The sequence below is a fragment of the Methylorubrum sp. SL192 genome, assembly GCF_026672325.1.
In the GTDB taxonomy this organism is placed as follows: Bacteria; Pseudomonadota; Alphaproteobacteria; order Rhizobiales; family Beijerinckiaceae; genus Methylobacterium; species Methylobacterium extorquens.
Window position 1 is genome coordinate 4,148,096 of sequence record NZ_JAPPQV010000003.1, and the last position, 19,087, is coordinate 4,167,182.

The 19,087-nt window shown below is 65.3% G+C and carries 18 protein-coding genes; 15 read left to right on the forward strand and 3 right to left on the reverse strand.

Translation table 11 applies throughout. The annotated features are described in order from the left end of the window. The first annotated feature begins 5 nt into the window (after positions 1-5). The 14 genes from OVA30_RS19990 to OVA30_RS20050 all read left to right on the forward strand — a co-directional run bounded on the left by OVA30_RS19990 (position 6) and on the right by OVA30_RS20050 (position 14,183). Complete coding sequence (locus tag OVA30_RS19990) at positions 6-227, forward strand: hypothetical protein (protein WP_268176551.1); 222 nt, start codon at positions 6-8, stop codon at positions 225-227. A gap of 247 nt (positions 228-474) precedes the next feature. Further along, entirely contained in the window at positions 475-2,304 is a 1,830-nt protein-coding gene (locus OVA30_RS19995; protein ID WP_268176553.1) for a helix-turn-helix domain-containing protein, read from the forward strand. Next, positions 2,301-3,074 carry an AAA family ATPase gene (locus OVA30_RS20000; RefSeq protein ID WP_268176554.1) on the forward strand — a complete coding sequence of 258 codons (774 nt, stop codon included), beginning with the start codon at positions 2,301-2,303 and terminating at the stop codon, positions 3,072-3,074. The genes OVA30_RS19995 and OVA30_RS20000 overlap by 4 nt, the downstream gene beginning before the upstream one ends. Before the next feature lie 317 nt (positions 3,075-3,391). Continuing rightward, positions 3,392-4,324, forward strand: coding sequence for a regulatory protein GemA (locus OVA30_RS20005; protein ID WP_268176555.1), 933 nt, complete (start codon positions 3,392-3,394; stop codon positions 4,322-4,324). A 78-nt stretch (positions 4,325-4,402) separates the two neighbouring features. After that, a complete protein-coding gene (locus OVA30_RS20010; protein ID WP_268176556.1) occupies positions 4,403-4,639 on the forward strand; it encodes a hypothetical protein in 237 nt (78 codons plus the stop codon). A 109-nt stretch (positions 4,640-4,748) separates the two neighbouring features. Next, on the forward strand, positions 4,749-5,450 hold the full coding sequence (locus OVA30_RS20015) for a hypothetical protein (RefSeq protein WP_268176557.1): 702 nt from the start codon (positions 4,749-4,751) through the stop codon (positions 5,448-5,450). After that, positions 5,447-6,667, forward strand: a complete 1,221-nt coding sequence (locus OVA30_RS20020) for a helix-turn-helix domain-containing protein (protein WP_268176558.1) — start codon at positions 5,447-5,449, stop codon at positions 6,665-6,667. Before OVA30_RS20015 ends, OVA30_RS20020 begins: the two co-directional genes overlap by 4 nt. A gap of 134 nt (positions 6,668-6,801) precedes the next feature. Then, positions 6,802-7,449 (forward strand): hypothetical protein, encoded by a 648-nt coding sequence (locus tag OVA30_RS20025; protein ID WP_268176559.1) that lies wholly within the window; start codon positions 6,802-6,804, stop codon positions 7,447-7,449. A gap of 310 nt (positions 7,450-7,759) precedes the next feature. Continuing rightward, a complete protein-coding gene (locus tag OVA30_RS26035) occupies positions 7,760-8,047 on the forward strand; it encodes a helix-turn-helix domain-containing protein (protein ID WP_442786115.1) in 288 nt (95 codons plus the stop codon). 82 nt (positions 8,048-8,129) lie between these two features. Continuing rightward, on the forward strand, positions 8,130-8,492 hold the full coding sequence (locus tag OVA30_RS20030) for a hypothetical protein (protein WP_268176561.1): 363 nt from the start codon (positions 8,130-8,132) through the stop codon (positions 8,490-8,492). Positions 8,493-8,596: 104 nt separating this feature from the next. Then, entirely contained in the window at positions 8,597-9,490 is an 894-nt protein-coding gene (locus OVA30_RS20035) for a Mu-like prophage major head subunit gpT family protein (protein WP_268176562.1), read from the forward strand. A gap of 188 nt (positions 9,491-9,678) precedes the next feature. Continuing rightward, positions 9,679-13,233, forward strand: a complete 3,555-nt coding sequence (locus OVA30_RS20040; RefSeq protein ID WP_268176564.1) for a phage tail length tape measure family protein — start codon at positions 9,679-9,681, stop codon at positions 13,231-13,233. 228 nt (positions 13,234-13,461) lie between these two features. Beyond that, the gene (locus tag OVA30_RS20045) at positions 13,462-13,845 is read left to right on the forward strand and encodes a hypothetical protein (protein WP_268176566.1); all 384 of its coding nucleotides are present in this window, start codon (positions 13,462-13,464) and stop codon (positions 13,843-13,845) included. Then, entirely contained in the window at positions 13,845-14,183 is a 339-nt protein-coding gene (locus tag OVA30_RS20050; RefSeq protein WP_268176567.1) for a hypothetical protein, read from the forward strand. Before OVA30_RS20045 ends, OVA30_RS20050 begins: the two co-directional genes overlap by 1 nt. Positions 14,184-14,353: 170 nt before the next feature. Here the strand turns inward: OVA30_RS20050 and OVA30_RS20055 are convergent, their stop codons facing one another. Next, complete coding sequence (locus tag OVA30_RS20055) at positions 14,354-15,028, reverse strand: DUF1236 domain-containing protein (RefSeq protein ID WP_268176569.1); 675 nt, start codon at positions 15,026-15,028, stop codon at positions 14,354-14,356. A gap of 636 nt (positions 15,029-15,664) precedes the next feature. Here OVA30_RS20055 and OVA30_RS20060 point away from each other — a divergent pair. Beyond that, the gene (locus OVA30_RS20060; RefSeq protein WP_003601254.1) at positions 15,665-17,020 is read left to right on the forward strand and encodes an MFS family transporter; all 1,356 of its coding nucleotides are present in this window, start codon (positions 15,665-15,667) and stop codon (positions 17,018-17,020) included. Positions 17,021-17,134: 114 nt separating this feature from the next. Here OVA30_RS20060 and OVA30_RS20065 read toward each other — a convergent pair whose 3' ends face one another. Together OVA30_RS20065 and OVA30_RS20070 are read right to left on the reverse strand one after the other, a co-directional pair. Beyond that, complete coding sequence (locus tag OVA30_RS20065; RefSeq protein ID WP_268176571.1) at positions 17,135-17,959, reverse strand: 3-keto-5-aminohexanoate cleavage protein; 825 nt, start codon at positions 17,957-17,959, stop codon at positions 17,135-17,137. Positions 17,960-17,972: 13 nt separating this feature from the next. Beyond that, positions 17,973-19,052, reverse strand: a complete 1,080-nt coding sequence (locus OVA30_RS20070) for a tartrate dehydrogenase (RefSeq protein WP_268176573.1) — start codon at positions 19,050-19,052, stop codon at positions 17,973-17,975. Positions 19,053-19,087 lie beyond the last annotated feature (35 nt).

Below are 19,087 nucleotides of genomic sequence, written 5' to 3' on the forward strand. Positions count from 1 at the left end.
TTAACATGAACGTTGTCCTTCACGACAGCCTCGCCGCCTATGAGCGGGAGTACAATCTTGTGCGTGGCGCCCTCACCTCGAAAGGGACGTCGCTGAACGCTTGGTTGTCGGAACAGGGAATAAATCGGCAGCTCGCCTATCGGGCGCTCAAGGGGCAATCACTCGGCCGCAAGGCCGTCGCTGTCCGCGCGCAGATCCTGAGAGACGTTCTTGGCTCGGCCGCCTGACATGTTGGATTGGCTGTCGAGCGTCGATCTGGCAGCTACGGCTGGCATTTCGGAGCGTAAGGCGCGAGCCCCGCTCGCGCGTTCTCTTCGTGATCCGGAATATCGGTGGCGCGGCAAGCAGCTTGTCGTCGTCGCTCGGCATGGTCGCGGCGGACTTAGTGGCGAGCAATTCCGCGTGCGCGCCGACAGCCTCCCTCTCGACCTTCAACAGCGCTGGCGCGAGCTTTCAGGCCCTGTTGAAGCGCCCTTGAAACTAGATGACGCCACCCTGGCCGTGTGCCAGTGGCGCTACGCTCTGATCCAGCCCGCCTTGGCCGCCCCGAAGCGCTCGGCCGAGCGCACGCAGATCGTGCGGGACATCGCCGGCCGGGAACATGTCTCCCCGAAGGGCCGCCGCGAGCGCGTTGGTGAGCGCACCTTGCAGGAGTGGATCACCCGCTTCGAGGAGCGCGGCGGCTTCGCCGGCTTGGTTCGGCAGAAGCGCAAGGGCCATGGCGAAGCGGCTGTCATCGTCACCCGCAAATGGGACCGCGCTGTAGCCCTGGACGAGGCCGCCAAGCACCGCATCGGGCACGAGCTGCGCCAGTACGTTCGAGGGCTCCGCAAGGCGAACGAGAGCCTATCCTTCATCGAGCCGTTGGCTGCGCTCAAGCTCCGCGAGCTGACCCGCGCCGCCGGCTTCGAGGCCGACGACGCGACGCTCACCGCGATCTGCGCCGTCCCCTACAACCTCATCCAGGCCGAACGCGACTTCAAGGGGGTGGGCACCTTCAAGAACGATCGCTCGACTTACGAGCACGCCAAGCCGCGCATCCAGCGCAGCCGCGCCGGCCTTGCCCCCAACGACATTTGGGTCGGCGACGTGCACCCGGTCGATATCCTCTACCAGCGCGCGGATGGCAGCACCGCAACCCTGCGCGGCATCGCTTGGCTCGACCTCGCCACCAACGGGCTTCACGTCACCTGGATCGCCTTGGAGAAGGGTCAGGGTGGCGTTCGCAACACCCACGTCATCCGCAGCTTCGCGGCGGCTGTCGCCGCCTGGGGCGCGCCGAGGGCGCTCTATCTGGACAATGGCTCGGAGTACAACTGGGCCGAGTTCATCAACGACGCCTTGAAGCTTCTCGATGCGCAGGGCCGGCGGATCGTCGGCGACCTCGCGCCCTGGGCAGAGCGACGGTCCAACATCGTCAAGGCGATGCCGTACAACGCGCAGGCCAAGCCGATCGAGAACATCTTCGGCGTGCTGGAGCGCAAGCATTTCTCCGCCATCCCCGGCTGGATCGGCGGCGACCGGATGCGCAAGCGGACCCAGAACCACGGCAGGGAGCCCGATCCGTTCCCCGGCACCGTCGCACAGCTCGTCGCGCTGCTCGATGCCCAGGTGGCGATGTACAATGCCATGCCGCAGGTCGGCCGCGCGCTCGCCGGCATCTCGCCGAACGACGCGCTTCGGACCGCCATCGAGGGCGGCTGGCGCGGAACCGCCGTCAACCCCGATGCACTCCGCGTCGCCTTCTCCACAGAGGAGGTTCGGCAGGTCACGCAAGGGTGCGTGCGCCACAAGGGGCTTTGGACCTCGCGGGAGCTGCAAGAGTACCAGGGTGATACCGTTACCCTGCTCGTCCCGAAATACGAGGATTGGGTGCGCCTGCCAGTCCGCGACGAAGCCGGCCGCATCTTCACCTACGTGGAGCGTGACACCGCCTACGGCATCCTCGACCCGGCCGGCGCTCGCGAGGCGGACGCCCGCTCGCGGGCTCATGGACGCGGCGTCGCCGCCCTCGACCGAAGCGCGCCGGATATCGACCGGCTGACCGAGCGGCAGAAGCTCGCTCGTCAGCTGCTGCCCGCGCCGGCCCAGCCCGCGCCGATCGCGCGGCTGACCGGCTCAGCCGAGGCCGAGGACATCGCGCTCAACGCCGGCTTCTCGCCGGATGCCGAGACCGATCGCGCCCGCAAGCAACGCCTCGTCCAAGAGCGCGAAGAAGCTGCTGCGACCGCCCGCCGTGAGAAGCGCCGGGCGACGCTCGCCAAGATCCAGGCCAACAGCGCCGCAACCGGAGGTGCCTCATGAACGACTTCCTGACGAACCGGAAGCGCCGCTTCATCGCGACTTCGATCCACGAACAGGTCCAGGAGGCGGTGCAGTTTTCGGTCGAGCGGAACGCGGTCTCCCTCGTCGTCGGCCGCCCCGGCAACGGCAAGTCCACGTCGATCCGCCACATCGCCGAGGCTGACCCGCGCGCGATCCTGCTCGACTTCAAGCCGCGCTTCCGCACCACGAAGGGAATGCACCGCGCCTTCATGGAAGAGTGCGGCTGGTGGCACAGCCACAAGAACGGGCATGACCTCGAAGTAGCGGCAGAAGCCTGCGCACGTGAGCGGGCGGAGACCGGCAACTATCTGCTCGTTGACGAGTATCAGAACTTCGACCTGGAGGCGGTGCGCGCGCTCCTGCGTTTCAATGACGATTACGGCCTGCCGATCATTCTCGTTGGCAACTTCTCGCGTTTTCGGCGGACCAAGACGGACGCTCATACCTATGAGCAAATCACCAGCCGTATCTGGAAGTCGATCAAGCTCGACAATCCGATACGCCAGGACTTCATTGAGATCGGCGTAGAATACAACCTCGAAGGCCAGCCCGCTTACGAAGAGCTTGTGGTTCTCGGTCACAACACCTGCATCCGCGAAGCCGTTCAGGTGCTTGAGACCGCCCGCGCCCTGCGCGGCGAGCACGGCAGTCTCGGCGTCGAGCATCTTCGCGAGGCGGTCAATTTCCTCACCGAAGGCGCGACCAAGAACCTGACGCTCGCCACTCCCGGCCTGCGCACGGTCCGCTGAACCCCGTTTTGTTGCGTACCCGAGGCGGGGGGATAACCCGCCCAACTCAATCCTACAGGGATGACGAAGAATGGGACGTGCCACTCCTCCGGCCGGACGGCCTAGCTATGAGCAGCTTGAGCAAATCATTGCGCATAAAGACAACGCCGTAAGGCATGCATACTGGAACTCTACCACTATCCAATCCTTAGCATGGCTCGCGTATCAGGCCCACGATAGCGGAAACACGGATTACAACGCCGAAAAATACGGTGAGGCAGCTATGTGGACGCTCAAGCTTATCGCCGAGCATGCCCACCTGTCATACGAGGAACTGGATGCGGCGCATGCCGGTGCGCATAACGCCGTCCTCAGTCAGGCCGACGCTGCGACGGGGCAGCGATGATCCGGCCGGCGCAGATCAAGCTCTTGGAGCGCGCCCGTGCGGCTTCGACGCCGGACCCGGCCGTCTTCGCGGAGGTGCTGCGCCGCTGTGGCGGCGTGGATGCCGTCGAGACCCTGACGGCGCAGGGCTACGGCCGGCTGATGAACCATTTACCGTTGTCGGCTTCAAGTGCCGGCAGTGGCCAATCCTCTCGGCCTCGACCCGCAAGCTGGTCGAGGAAGCTGGGCGGCAGCTCGGTCTCACGTCCCATACCTACGCGGCCGATCTGCGCGGGTACGGCGGGGCGGCCGATCTGCGCGATTTCACCGGCCGGGGGCTGATAGACCTCCTCAGCCGGTGGGAATTGCGCGGCCTGGACGTAGCCCGCTTCGTCGCCTGCCGCCGTAGCGTCACGCCCGCGCAGGTACGTCTCATCCAGCTTGCCAGGAAGCAAACCGACGTTCCCAACTGGCGATACTACGGCATGTTGCAAGATTTCGGCGGGGCGGTTTCAGCTAACGACCTGGACGGGCGCGGCTTCGATCTGGCGATGGCTTACTTGGAAGCGCTCGGTTTCGAGCGGGCGCCGGTGAACCGCTCGGCACGCGGCTTCGGCCGCAGGCCGGGCTTCGCCTCCCCGGAGCAGGTCGAGCTGATCCGCACGCTGTGGCGGGAGTGGATCGGTCCCACCGCCGACGCTGAAGACGCCGTTGAAGCAGGCTTGAGCGCGTGGTTGGAGCGCTATCACCACGTCTCATCTCTACGCTTCCTGACTGCCTCCGGTGGGAGCAAGGTGATCACTGCCCTGCGAGCCATGAAGTTGCGCAGCTCAAAGGCTTTGGCGAAGTGTGATGTCAATCCAGTTGGACAAGTTGCTTGCGATTAGACCCTTTGTCCGACCGGGAACCGCCGAGCAATAGCCGTATCTCTCCGTAAAGCAACCAAACAAATTTAGGAGGTAAGCATGGTTGAGCCCGATCAGCTGTCGCAGGAGCAGCTGAAATTCTTGCTCAAAGAGGTGTGGGACTCGCTTTCCCTCATCGTGCGGATCAACAATGCCTTCATCGATCAAATGAATGGGGGCAGCGAGCTCTCCCATACCGACGAGCGCCGATTTTCCGAGTGGCGGCGTGCCATTGCAAAAGCTCAGGAACCTGTGCTGCGTGTCGCCGAGGGGTGGCAGGGTGGAAGGTCCCACTGAAAGCAGCAGGACCCACACGCGGCGGGTGGACAGCCCAGCTCACACACTTGACTTTTTCTGGAGAAAAGGCCATCTCGCTTGAGTGACAGGTCTGACCCCAGGGGGCTTTGTGTCCGCGCCGCCCAACCCAACCGACCATATCGTTCGCGCCGATCTCGATCCTGAGTTCCTAGAGACAGCGCTCACTCAGCTCGCATGGGCATATAGCGATCTCTATTGGGAAATCGAAGCTACGGCTGGGCTCGATAATTTTCAAAAGCAAGAAGAGTACCAGCGTAGGCGCGGGCTGTGCGCTGTAAAAACGCTGCTATTCGCGTGTGAGCGGCATAAAGTCCCTTTTGATAGGTTGCGTCTCGATTGCAATGGGCAAGTAAAGTTGCTCGTGCGAATGGGACGGGTCATTATCATGCAGGAGACGATCGATGCATTCGGTGATCCGCCGAAGGCGGCTGACTACAAGCTGAAATTTGCGAGCACTAGCAGTGCTGTCCAGCAGTTGGAATTCGATTTCGGAGATGGCCGCTTCCGAAGTCGGGAATGGTCAGGTTGTATATTGGCTGTCCTGTTGCACAAGCCGGCGGGTCCAAACTTCACTGAAGCGCACAAAAAGCTGGGTGGGGTTTCTTTGGCCATCCCGGATGCGGCCTACTCGCATTGGACCCGTCGTTTCGATCTTCATGAGCTTGCGATGTATGGGCGTAATGGCGCCCGCTGGCTCGAAGAAGAGCGAGACACAGCGCCGGCCGATCAGGCCGACAAGGTTACCGTTGGCATCAAACGAAAGAATTCGATCAGAGATACGGAAAGATGAGCGTCGGAGTTCAGGCATTTCAGGGTAGCAGGTTGAGGGAGGCTCGGCTTGCACGCGGCCTCTATAAAAATGCGCTCGGAGATATGGTCGGAGTGACCGGTACCGCTATCACGAACTACGAAGAGGGTCGTGATAAGCCGCAGCATGATAAGCTTTGCGCGCTCGCAAACCAGCTCGGATTTTCTTATGAATTCTTTCTTCGGCCAAGCTGGCCGGAAGATGTTGGGGTGGTCTTCTGGAGATCGCGGGCGGCAGAAACCAAAACTGCTCGGGAGATGACCGAGCAAAGAATGCGTTGGCTCTGCGAGACATTCGCGTTCCTTGAGGCCGATCTTACGTTTCCGAGCTATGCTCTGCCGCGTCTCGATATACCGGCTGACTTCCGGCTTATCACTGCCGAGGTGATCGAGGCTGCCGCGGAGGCGTTGCGTACGCACTGGAAACTCGGCGTGCGTCCCATTCCAGATGTAACGCTAGCGCTGGAAAATGCTGGCATTCCAGTAGCAAACCTGGATATTCCTTCTGAGAAGCAAGATGGATTTTGCTTCTGGTCATCTTATCTGCACAGGCCCTTCGTCGGCATTAACTCCTATAGTCTCAGCTGCTCGCGCGCGCGATACGACTGCGCTCATGAGCTTGGTCATATTGTTCTGCATGCGGGCGTGACTCCGCAGCAAGAGCGTGACTCTGCCCTTCATAAAATGATAGAAGACCAAGCGCATCGTTTTGCTGGTGCATTTCTATTCCCAAGAGAAGCTTTCTTCGAGGAAGTAAGAGTTCCATCTCTAGATTACTTCTGCTCGCTTAAAAAGCGTTGGGGCATGTCTATCGCGGCAATGATTTTCCGAGCATCGAACCTTGGGCTTATCGATGATGTCGAGAAGGCTGCACTTTACCGGAATATGACGCGACGCGGCTGGCGTGGCTCATTGCGCGAGCCTTTCGATAGTCGCAGCGAGATGCCTATGGAAAAGCCGCGCATGTTAAAGCGTGGCGTCGAAGCGCTTCTGAGTGAGGGCTTCTATACTCGGTCTGGGCTGCAATCGTCGTTGACCCTCCCGGATCGGGAGATCGAGCAATTGGCCGGCTTGGAAGAGGGCTACTTCCGTACGGCCGAGCTTGTTCAGCTGGCGGTACCAAAGCAGACGCGGCACCTCAGCTCGCGCGACTTGGAAAGCGGTGAGATCGTCGAGTTCACGAGACGGTTCCGGAAATAGGCATCTGCGCTTTTTCGCACAGACGATCGCCAGGGGCCTTCTGGGTGTCCGGGCTCTTCCCCATTGCCCAGAAATCTTTGAAGCCGAAATTGAAGCACCTGAGGCCATTCTAGGCCCATCGGAGGAAGCGGGTCTTGGCCAGAGATGATTTCAGCAGGCCGACCATCGATCGGCTGGCCAAGCGAGCCGGCATGAAGTGCTCAAATCCTGACTGCCGTTTGCCTACTGCGGGGCCAGACGCAGACGGGGGAGTGACGAACACCGGCGTCGCTGCGCACATCTGCGCGGCGTCTCCAGGTGGGCCGCGCTACGACCCCGACGTGACCCCAGAGCAGCGCAGTGGAATGCAGAACGCAATCTGGCTCTGCCAGAACCACGCCAAGCTCATAGATGACGATGAGCTTAGCTACCCGCCATCTAAGCTTCATCAATGGAAAGAGGTTGCTGAGAAAATCGCCTCGGTGGAAGCTCTCGGTTTTTCGGTACGTAAGGCGAGGCCATTCGCGGACCTTGAACGAAAAGCTCCGGCGCTCATTGCTGAGATGCGTGCCGATCTATCAGAGCACCCGATTGTTAGGCAAATAATAGTTTTGCCGAAACGGGTTTCCTATAATTACGGACCGACACCGTGTTTTACATACCATTACGAGGATCATCCTGAAATTCTAGCAATCATGACGATCATGATGCATTTCAAGGCTATCTATGACGTTCGATTTAATGACGTGCCGCGCTACAACATGACAGAAGAATTTGTGAGCTACTTGATCGGCGAGGGCTGAGCGCTTTGCCAGGCTCGATGTATGCCCGCGTCCCGATCGATGGATCGAGGCATCCCGCGATCTCTAACGTGTGGCGCGTCCGCCCGTGACCTCGTGCAAAGCGTTAGGCGCTGCCAGAAAAATCCCGGAAATTCCATACCGGACCGGTGTCCCAAGCACCGGAGGTTGGCATGTCGTGCGGCGAGTACGTCCCTGTTTGGAAACTCCGCCAAATCATCGGGGATGAGGCGGCCGAGATCTTGATCGAAGCCTTTGGGGGCGAACGGTCTACGCTGCCCCGAACCCAACAGGCGACAGTGAGCTTGTCCGTGTGGTCGGCCTCACAGCTGCCGAAGCTCTTGGTCAGGCATTCGCGTCATTCCCAGCACGGGGCCTTGGCAGGGGATGCCAGCTGGAAATTCCGCTCGGTGAAGGTAGCTCGCTTCGATCGATACAGCGCCGCTTGATCACCATGATCGAGGAAAACCGGACGACCGCCGAGATCAGTCGCCAACTAGGAGTACACGAGCGAACCATCCGGCGCTGGCGGCGACGGATCAACGACAGCTTGCCCGAGCCGGCCGCCCGCTTGGCGTCGAGGAAAATCGCCGCAGAGTAGCGGCACCGGACTGGTGTCCGGGGCACGCGCCTTACGGAAATCTGGTGAGGCTTTGCGCGAAAGCCGAAACATCACAGCCTCCTTGCCTCGCGCACTCCCAAAGCGAAGAACCTCCAAACCAGACGCGGCCGAGCGCTTCGTCCGCGCCATCGGCGAGGGAGCTGCCGTCAAGCTGTTCCTCGGGTTCGGCGGCAGCACGATCTACTTGTCGGCCCGCCCATATGCGAACTCGCAGCTGGTGGCCGAACTCGGCGAGGAAGCCCGAAACGGTCTGTTGCGCGAATTTGGGGCCGGAACCGTCAACATCCCGCTCGCCAACGCGTGGACTGCCCGTCAGCTCAACAAATCGGGCCTGCCTCGCGCTGCAATCGCCCGCGCTCTTCGTATCACCCGTGAGAGCGTCAGAGGCTTCCTCAACGAGGCGCCAGCGGAGGGTCATCTGTGATGCACGCTCTCCCATCGCATCGGCTCTTACAAATCCGGGCGACTCGCCTCCGCGAAAAGTAGTGCAACCATCGGTCATATTGATCCCTAAGAGGCCTGAAGCGAATGATCCTCACCCCTCCCAACCTAAGAACCCTCTACACCGGCTACTCCAGTGCGTTTCAATCCGGCTTCAAGGGCGTGGAGCCGCAGTACAAGCGTGCGGCGATGATCGTTCCGTCCGCGACCCGCTCGACCGAGTACGGCTGGCTCGGCGAGTTTCCGCGCATCCGCGAATGGATCGGGGACCGCATCGTCCAAAACCTTTCGGTCGAGGGTTACACGATCAAGAACCGCTCGTTCGAGAGTACGATCGGGGTCAAGCGCGACGATATCGAGGACGATCAGTACGGCGTGTACACGCCCATGTTCTCGGAGCTTGGTCGCCTGTCCGCGAGTTTCCCCGACGAGTTGACTTGGGATCTGTTCAAAGCAGGCTTCAACACCCCCTGCTTCGACGGCCAGTACTTCTTCGACACGGATCATCCCGTCGAAGATGAGGACGGCGAGCCCTACTCGGTATCGAACTTCGGTGGCAGCACCGGCACGCCATGGTTCCTCATCGACGACAGCCGCGCCGTCAAGCCGATCATCTTCCAGGAGCGCAGGCCGTTCCAGCTGACCCGGATGGACGCGCCGACCGACGAGGTAGTGTTCAATCGGGCGGAGTATCGCTACGGCACCGAAGGTCGCTGCAACGTCGGCTTTGGGTTCTGGCAGCTCGCCTACGGCTCCAAGCAGCCGCTCGACGCGGCGAGCTACGAGGCGGCTCGCGTCTCCCTCGGCAGCATGCGCGGCGATCGAGGCCGGCCCCTCGGCATCTCCGGTAAGCTGCTGATTGTGCCGCCCGCGCTCGAAGGTACCGCCCGCAAGCTCCTCAAGAGCGAGTATGCGGCCGGGGGTGAAACAAACCAGTGGAAGGACAGTGCCGATCTCCTGATCGTGCCCTGGCTCAGCTGAGTAACGGAGGGCTGACAGCTCTCCCCGAGACACGTCGCAGGGTTCCTGCTCCCTGACGACGTGTAGCCTCGCCCGATGGTGGAGGGGCGAGGCAAGGCGGCCGGCTCGCATCTAGGAGATTGGGTGCTTGAGCCGGCCGCTGTATTTAGGACCATCGAGAACTTGATGCTTGACGTGAGGATACTGCTTTGACGCTCACCCTTGCAGTCAAGATCACGGGCGACGCCTCCGGCCTCAAGCAAGAGGCCAACGAGGCGCGGACAGCAACCGCTGGGCTAGGCTCCGCGCTCGATACGGTCGGCGCCAAGGCGACAGGAGCGGCCGGCCGGCTCGATGCCGCCGCCGCCGCCGCCGGCCGGCTCGGCGCGGCCGAGCGAGGGGCGGCAGGCGCGGCTTCTGGTGCGGCACCGGGCTCTCGCCCGTCGCCCGCTTCGCCATCGTCTCCCGCGCCGCGTCCAGCCCCGATGCCCGGCGCGCGGCCGACGCTCCGGGCCGACCAGTGGACCAACCTCGGCTACCAGGGCAACGACATCGCGACGACTCTCGCCATGGGCATGTCGCCGCTTCAGGTTCTGGCGCAGCAGGGTCCGCAGGTCGCCCAGATCCTGGCCGATGCGCCGGGCGGCATCGCGGGCGGCTTCCGGGCCATCGCGGATCGCGCGGCGTCGGTCCTCACGCCCGTGCGGCTGTTGACCGGCGGCATTACCGGCCTTGGCGGTGCCATGGCCTATCTCGGCTACCAGTGGGCCGGCTCGCAGCGGGATATCGAAAAGGGCCTGACCGGCATCGGTGGTATGTCCCGCGCCACGGCCGGGGACATCAACTGCATCGCGGAGCGGGCCGCGTCGGGGAACCTCATCTCGACCGGCCAAGCTCGCGGCGTTGCTACGGCGATTGCCTCGACCGGCAAGATTGACGTGTCCAACATCGGCGGCATTGCGGAGTTGGCCCCCGGCTACGCGCAGATGTTCGGCAAGAGCGTTGAAGAGGCCGGGGTCGATCTCGCCCGCATCTTCTCCGACCCGGTCAAGGGCGCCGAGGAACTGAACGCGCGCATCGGCGGGCTCGATGCCAGCACGCAGCGCTACATCCGCTCGCTGGTCGAGCAGGGCCGACAACAGCAGGCCGTCACGGCTCTGATGAGCCAGTTCGGGCCAGAGATGCGGAAGGCCGCCGAGGATATGGGGTTCTGGGGCCGGACTTGGAACGCCATCGCTGGCAAGCTCGACACGGCCGGGGAGTTCGTCGCCGGGGTCACGGGGAATGGCGCATCGCTCCAGGACCAAGCGAAGGAAGCGCGCACCCGCTACATGCGCGCCAGATCGCAGTATGGGATCGGTCTCGGCGCCGAGGAAGGGCCTGAGGTCAAGGCGCTGCGGGCGGCTTACGAGAAGGCGCAGCAGCGGGTCTACGACAAGGAAGGCGAGCCCGAGATCAAGCTGTCGGCCGCGCGTTCCATCACGGCCGAAGGCAGCGTCCGCTCCACGTTGCCGGACCTCGACCAGCTCGACCAGCTGCGCAACCGGTTTGAACAGCTCCGCTCCACACAGAGCGATCTGGGCGCCCTGGCCGGCATGTCGGCCGAGGGGCGGCGGGGGATCGTTACGGCGATCGAGGCGACACAGGGCGCGGTCGATACCTTCATCTCCACACAGGAGCGGGCGCGCGCCTCGGAAAGCCTCACCATCCGGTCGATCGAGGCGCGCACCGAGGCCGAGAAGGCGGCGGTGGCGGCCGAGCGCGAGCGCCTGGCGCTCGCCGGTCAGGCGATCTCAGAGGGCGACCGCCGGCAGCGGATCGAGGCGGCGCGGGCGACGTCGTTCGCGCAAGGGTCACGCGAGGCGCAGGACCGGCTCACCGATGCCCGCGATCGCGCGGCCGGCGCTGGCCTGCCGAGCTACCAGCGCCAGCTCGCCGAGCTGGAGGCGCGCACCCGCAAGGCCCTGCGCGGGTTCGAGGGCAACCTCCCGGCCTACGCCGTCACGCAACAGACGGCGGCAGCCGAGCGCGCGGCGATCGACGCGGAGGCGATCGGCGGCCCCCTCCGCGACGCCAACCGCTCGGTGACCGAACAGGCCGCCAACCTGCGGGTCCAGCAACAGGCCTTCGGCGCCTCGACCGAGGCGGCCTCGCGCATGGCGGCGGCGCAGCAGCTCGTGAACCAGTACACCGCTGCCGGCGTACCGATCACGGCGGAACTCCAGCGCGGTATCGACGCCTACGCCGCGTCGGCCGGCAAGGTCGCCGCGGCCCAGGACGATCTTGTCCGGAAGCAGCGCGAGGTGGTGGGCGGCCTCGACGACGTGCGGTTCGGCCTGCGCGGCGGGATCACCGGCACGTTCTCGGATCTGGCCGCGGGCAAGAGCCCGCTCGCTGGCATCCTCAACTCCGTCAACCGCACGGCCAGTTCGAACTTCGACCGGATGGTTTCCGGCCCGCTGACCGCTGCGCTGTTTGGCCAGGAGGGCAAGGCCGGCGGCGGCCTGTTCGGCGATGCGTTCGGCGGGGTGCTCGGCAAGGCGGCCAGGTTGCCGACGGCCGACATCACGGCCGGCGTCGTCAACCTTTCCGGGCCGATCTCCGGCATCCCCGGCCTGACGGCCGCCAACGGCAACGTCCCGAGCGCGGCGAGCGTTGCGGCCGGGCTCGGCGGCAAGGGCTCGGCCGACGCGGCCAAGGGCATCCTCTCGGGCCTGTCCGGCTCGCGCGCCGAGGTGGCCGACTACGTGAAGCAAGCCGCGATCGAGCGCGGCATCGACCCGAACACCGCGCTCCGCGTAATCAATCAGGAAAGCGGCTTCAACGTCGCTGCAAAGAACCTGACGGCGCGGGAGCAATCCTACGGCGTCATGCAGCTCAACACGATGGGCGGCCTCGGCGTCGATGCCATGAAGGCCGGCATCGACGTGCGCGATCCCTCGACGTGGCGCCGTCAAGTGGATTTCGGGCTCGACACGGTCATGCGCGACGGCTGGCGCCAGTGGTACGGCGCTCGCGATATCGGCATCTCGCGCTGGGAAGGCATCGGCCAGGGTGGCTCGGCGACTTCGGCGACCAACTCGGCGCTGCCGAACCTCGACGCTTCTCTTCGCTCGATCGAGGGAACGGCCACCCGCGCCACCGAAGGCGTGACCGGCCTGACCGCCAACCTGTCGGGCCTGCCCGCGCCACTCGCCCAGACCAGTCAGGGCCTGACCCAGGTCGGCCAGTCTCTCGGCTCCGGCGGTGGGGGCGGTGGCTTGCTCGGCGCGATCGCCAGCCTGTTCACGGGTGGCGCCAGTGCGGCGCCGGCCTCGGTGGCCGCCGCGACCGGCGGCCTCATCCACGGCCCGGGCACCGGCACCTCGGACAGCATCCACGCGCGTGTGTCCAACGGCGAGTTCATCGTGAACGCCCGGGCGACGGCCGCCAATCTCTCGACGCTGCGCGCCATCAACGAGAACCGCCTCCCGGCCTTTGCAGAGGGTGGCTACGTCGGGGCCGTCCCACCCGCCGCTCGCTGGGACGCTCCGGCCCGAGCCGCTACGGCGAACGGGAATGAGGCGGCCGGCTCTAGCCGCGGCATTAACGTTCAGATCATCAACAACGCCGGAGCCAAGATCGAGGCGCGAGAGGTGGCGGATGGAAATGGCGGGCGCCGGCTTGAGGTCCAGGTAGACGAGATGGTGGCTCAGTCTGTGGGGCGTGCCGGTTCAGCATCTCGTACTGCGCTTGGTGTACCCAGCCGAGTAGCATCGCGGTGAAGCTACACAATGCCTGAAATCGCTGGTCAAGCACTGTCATGTGAACCTGCGCGTCACACGTGGGGAGGCAGGCAGCCATGTCTAACCCGTCCAGCCATGTTTCCGTCGCCGTGATCGCGCGCGAAGGGACGATAACACTCCCGCACGCTTACTGTGCCAAGCTATCCGACTGAGGCTGGATGATTGAGGCAATCGCGAGCGATTGAAGCGGAGTTGTAGGACGTATTAATGACCGTCGAACGTTTGACCACCGCCACCGGTGATATGCCGACGCTAACCTTCGAGCCCGGCCACGCCTTGCCCATCTTCGCACTCCGGGAGGGCGTACCTGTGGTGGTCATCTCGGCCGCTGAGTACCGTGACCTCCGAGCCCTTCGCGCGCAGCAGGCCCGGGGCGATATCAGCGCGGCTTTGCGAGCCGTCAGGGCGGCGCCGCCGGGCCTGTCCACGGTAGAGGAGGACGCCGAGGTAGCCGACTTCCTCCGCAACCGCTTCCGGAGGCGGATGTCGCTGCAAGCTCTCCGCGCGGCATGCGTCGAGCGGTTCGGAGTGGAGCGGGCTCCTTCTGTCGGCCGCATCCAGACCTTCCGTTCGCGCTGGCGGTCCTACTGATGAGCGAAACCGAACCCGTCGAGTCAGCGCATCGGACCGTCGCCGGCGTCGAGCTGGTGACGATCCCGCTCAACCACTACGCCGAGCTGCTGGATTGCCAGCGGAGGCTTGTTGAAGTCTCTGCAAGCGCGCCAGTCCCGCCAAGGCGACCGCTCACGGTCGATACTCGGAGCCGTCTGTTTGATGATCCCGAGGTGGCTGCGTTTCTGATCGAGATTGCAGGAACCATGCGTCTCACAGACGCGCGCAGCGCCTGCGTTGACCGGTTCGGGGCGGAGCGCGCCCCGAGCCGGTCAACGATCAATCGCTTTTGGCAGCAGCACCGGAACCGCAGATGAGCGGCGCTCCGCTGCGCGGGTCGCCCTGATCCGCCGTGACCCGACCCGGAACCAACCGGACCCACCCGGCCATTCCCGCTGATATTCTACGGTACCCGCTGGTTATCGATTACACACACAGCGGCGGAGCTGTCGCCCCGCCGCCTCTCACGTCGTGCCGTGCCTCCGGATCAGGCCGGGATCACGTCCACGATCTCGTAGGTGTCGGGGTCGATGATGACGATGTCGTCCCCGACGAGAATGAACTGCAGGCCGCGATAGGCCGGCACGACCGAGAGGATCGCCGGAGGCAGCGGGTGCAGCGAGACCGAGCGCGGAATCGCGGTGCCGACGCGGACGGCGAAGTTGACGTTCGTGACGGCGCGAACGCTGGAACGGGAGATCGACTGACGGAACTCGGTGCGCTGCGTCGAGCTCAGGTTCCTCGAGGCGCCCCGTGCCTCGGTGGCCGTGCCACGACCACCGCGCTCACCGCGTTCACCCGTCGCATCTCGGCCGCCGCGCTCGCCCGGCCCGTCACGGCCATCCCGTCCACCGCGTTCGCCTGCGCCGCCGCGGTCGGGCTGCCCGGACTCGCGGTTGCCGCGCTCGCTCGGCTGATCGGCGCGGGTCGGGCCGCCCTCGCGCCCGCCACGGGCGCCCGGCTCTCCCCCCTCGCCGCCGCGTGCCGCGCCACCGGGTGCCCCGCCGCTCTCGCCGCCGCGGGTACCACCGCCGACATCGGCGCCGCCACGGGCACCGCCAGCGCCGCCGGCCTCGCCCGCGCCGCCCCGTGCTCCGCCGGCCGCACCGCCGCCCACGCCGCCAGCGCCTCCGCCGGCACCACCAGCACCGCCTGCGCCCATCCCGGCACCTCCAGCGCCAGCACCTCCAGCGCCGGCACCTCCAGCGCCGGGGCCCCCGCCGCCGCCGCCAGCACCGCCGCCGCCGCCTTGAGCGAGTGCGGTCGCCGCGCCCAACATCAGGATCGCGGCCGTCGCCGTACTGCGAAAGAGTTTCGTCATGTTCCGTCCCTGTCTTTTCTCAGCGACCGACCTGGTGCCGAAGCTAGGGACGCAACGGCAGCCCTCGGAAAACCGTTCCCGGCGGATGCCATCCGGTTGTTTGTTCAGAGCAATCGCGGCGATGCACGAACGGATACGGTGACGGCTGCCCGCAATCCGGAACGTAACCGTTGATGTGCTTGGCAAAACTCGGACGGCAGTATCGCTCTTGAGCCGCTGCGCTTGCTGTGCTGGGCCCGCTCCTTCGCGGGCGGAAGGCCATGATACGGTGGCCGGTATGATATGCCGGCTGCCGTCCCGGAGCGCGGCGCCGATGGGCTCGGTGAGTCCAAGGCTCCGAACGTGGGAGCGCAACGTTCTCCAACATCTGTCATGGAATGGCCGCCGACCGCGTCGGCGCGGGGCCGGTGTCGGTGAGATACCGGCCTCTGATAAGGGCTCACGGCCGCTCGCGGGCCGGACAATCAGGGGAAACGCATGCTGGACACCAGCGCCGCCGCGCCGCCGCTCGACGAGGCCGCCGACCGCCGCCGCCGCATCATGGCCATCGTCGGTTCCTCGTCGGGCAATCTCGTCGAGTGGTACGACTTCTACTGCTACGCCTTCTTCGCTCTCTACTTCGCCCCCGTCTTCTTCCCGGAGGGTGACGACACGGGCCAGCTCCTGAAGTCGGCCGCGGTCTTCGCGGTGGGCTTCTTCATGCGGCCGATCGGCGGCTGGCTGTTCGGGCGCATCGCCGACCGTCTCGGGCGCAAGACCTCGCTGATGATCTCGGTGCTGATGATGTGCGGCGGCTCGCTCGCCATCGCCCTGCTGCCGACCTACGCGACCGTCGGCCATCTCGCGCCGGTTCTTCTCGTGATCGCGCGCATGGTGCAGGGCCTCTCGGTCGGCGGCGAGTACGGCACCAGCGCGACCTACATGAGCGAGGTCGCGACCAAGGGGCAGCGCGGGTTCTTCGCCTCGTTCCAGTACGTCACGCTGATCGGCGGCCAGTTGCTCGCCTCACTGGTGCTCGTCGTGCTCCAGAGCGTGCTGACGGCCGAGCAACTCACGGCCTGGGGCTGGCGCATCCCCTTCGTCATCGGTGCGCTGGCCGCGGTGGTCGCCCTGTTCCTGCGTCGCTCGCTCTCCGAGACGATGAGCGCGGAGAACAAGGATTCGAAGGAAGCCGGAACCCTCTCCGGTCTGCTCAAGCACTGGCGGGCCTTCGCCGTGGTGCTGGCCTATACGGCCGGCGGGTCGCTGTCGTTCTACACGCTCACGACCTACATGCCGAAATACCTCTTCAACACCGCCCATATAGACAAGGTGACTGCGTCGCAGATCACGACCGTGGCGCTGTTCGCCTACATGGCGATCCAGCCCTTCTTCGGCTGGCTCTCCGACCGGATCGGCCGGAAGACGAACATGCTGCTGTTCAGCGGCCTCGGCATGGTGATGATCGTGCCGTTGATGACGGCCATCGGCACCACCACCGACCCCGTTCTGTCCTTCGGCCTCATCATGACCGGGCTCGTGGTGATCAGCTTCTACACCGGCATCAGCGGCATCGTGAAAGCGGAGCTGTTCCCGACCCAGGTGCGGGCGCTGGGCGTCGGTTTGTCCTACGCGGTGGCTAACTCACTGTTCGGCGGCACGGCTGAGGCGGTCGCGCTCTGGCTCAAGCATGTCGGCGCAGAGACCAGCTTCTTCTGGTACGTCGCCGTGATGCTGGCGATCTCGTTCATCGCTTCGCTGGTGATGCCGAACCCGAAGCGCCACGGCTATCTCGACGGGGACGGCACCGTGGAGGAGGCTTTGGGACGCAAGACGAGCCCGGTTCTGGCCTGATCGGCGCGAGCGTGTCGTTCTGGACATCGATCCGGAACGACACGCTCGCCTTGTGTTGGCGCATCGTCTCTTTCCGCAACGCCGAGAGCCACCGCTCGGGGCCGTGCCTTGAGCTCAGCTAAGGCGCAGGATTGCCCGCGCCTCGGCCGGCGTCGCCGGGCGGGCGCCGTGCTCGGCACAGATCCGGGCGGCCAGACGGACAAGGTCGGCATTGCCGTCGGCGAGCCGCTCCTTGGAGAGACGCACGTTGTCCTCCAGGCCCGTGCGCACGCCCTGCGCCCCCCGCGACACGGCCCAGCCCATCACCGGGCTCTGGAAGCGGCCGATGCCGAAGGCGCCCCAGGTCGCGCCCGGCAGCAGGCGCCGGGTCTCCGCCAGCAGGATGTCGAGCAGGTGCGGGTCGGGCGGCAGCGCGTTGCGGATGCCCATGACGAACTGCAGATGGGGTTCGGCGCCGATCACGCCCTCGTCCACGAGACGGCGCGCGTTGTGGATGTGAGTGAGGTCGAACACCTCGATCTCCGGGCGTACGCCCTCTTCCCGCATCCGCCGGCCGAGCGCCGTGAACGAGGCCGCCGGGTTCTCGTACACGCCCTCGCCGAAATTGACCGAGCCGGTGGTCAGCGAGGCCATGTCCGGCCGATGGATCAGGCAGGCGCCCCGCTCCACCGGATCTGGTCCCGACCCGCTCGTCGAGAACTGCACGATCATGTCCCGGCAATGCCGGCGGATGCCCTCCTGCACCCGCCCGAAGCGCTCGGGATCGAGCGACGGCCACTCGTCGTCTTCCCGGACGTGGATGTGGGCGAGCGCCGCGCCGGCCTCGTAGGCGGCGTGGGTCGATTCGATCTGTTCGGCGGGCGTGATCGGCACGGTCGGGTTGTCGGCCTTGCGGGCGACCGAGCCGGTGATCGCGACGGTGACGACGACGGGTCTCATCGCGGCCGGCCCCTCAGCCCAGCGCCTGTTCGACCGCGCGGCCGCAGGCCTGCGTGTCGGCGGTGCCGCCGAGGTCGCGCGTGCGCAAGGTCCGCTCCGAAAGCACCCGCTCGATGGCGGCAACGATCTCGGCGGCGGCCTCCCGCTCGCCGAGATGCTCCAGCATCATCGCCCCCGACCAGATCTGGCCGATCGGGTTGGCGATCCCCTGTCCGGCGATGTCGGGGGCCGAGCCGTGCACCGGTTCGAACACGGACGGGTAAAGCCGCTCCGGATTGATGTTGCCCGAGGGCGCGATGCCGATGGTGCCGGTGCAGGCGGGCCCAAGATCGGAGAGAATGTCGCCGAAGAGGTTCGAGGCGACCACCACGTCGAACCGGTCCGGGTTCAGCACGAAATGCGCGGTCAGGATGTCGATATGGTACTGGTCCCAACGGATCTCAGGGTAGCCCTCGGCCACGGCCCGCACCCGCTCGTCCCAGAACGGCATGGTGATCGAGATGCCGTTCGATTTGGTCGCTGAGGTCAGGTGACGCTTGGGCCGGCTCTGCGCCAAGTCGAAGGCGAACTTCAGCACGCGATCGACGCCGTGGCGGGTGAACACCGATTCCTGAACCGCGAACTCGCGCTCGGTGCCGGCGAACATCCGCCCGCCCGCGTTGGAATACTCACCCTCGGTGTTCTCGCGGACGACCCAGAAGTCGATGTCGCCGGGCTTGCGGCCGGCCAGCGGTGAGGGCACGCCCGGCATCAGGCGCACCGGGCGCAGGTTGACGTATTGGTCGAACTCGCGCCGAAACTGGATCAGCGAGCCCCAGAGCGAGATGTGGTCGGGCACGCGCTCGGGCATACCGACGGCGCCGAAATAGATCGCATCGTGGGAGCCGATCTGCGCCTTCCAGTCCTCGGGCATCATCCGCCCGTGCGCCTCGTAGTAGTCGCAACTCGCGAAATCGAACCAGTCCTGCACGATCTCGAAGCCGTGGCGGGCGGCGGCCCGCTCCAGAACCCGAACGCCCTCCGGCATGACTTCCTTGCCGATGCCGTCGCCGGGGATCACCGCGATCCGGTAGCTGCGCTTCGTCCCGCCCATGGTGGTCGCCTTCGTGTCCGCCCCCGGCGTCTCAC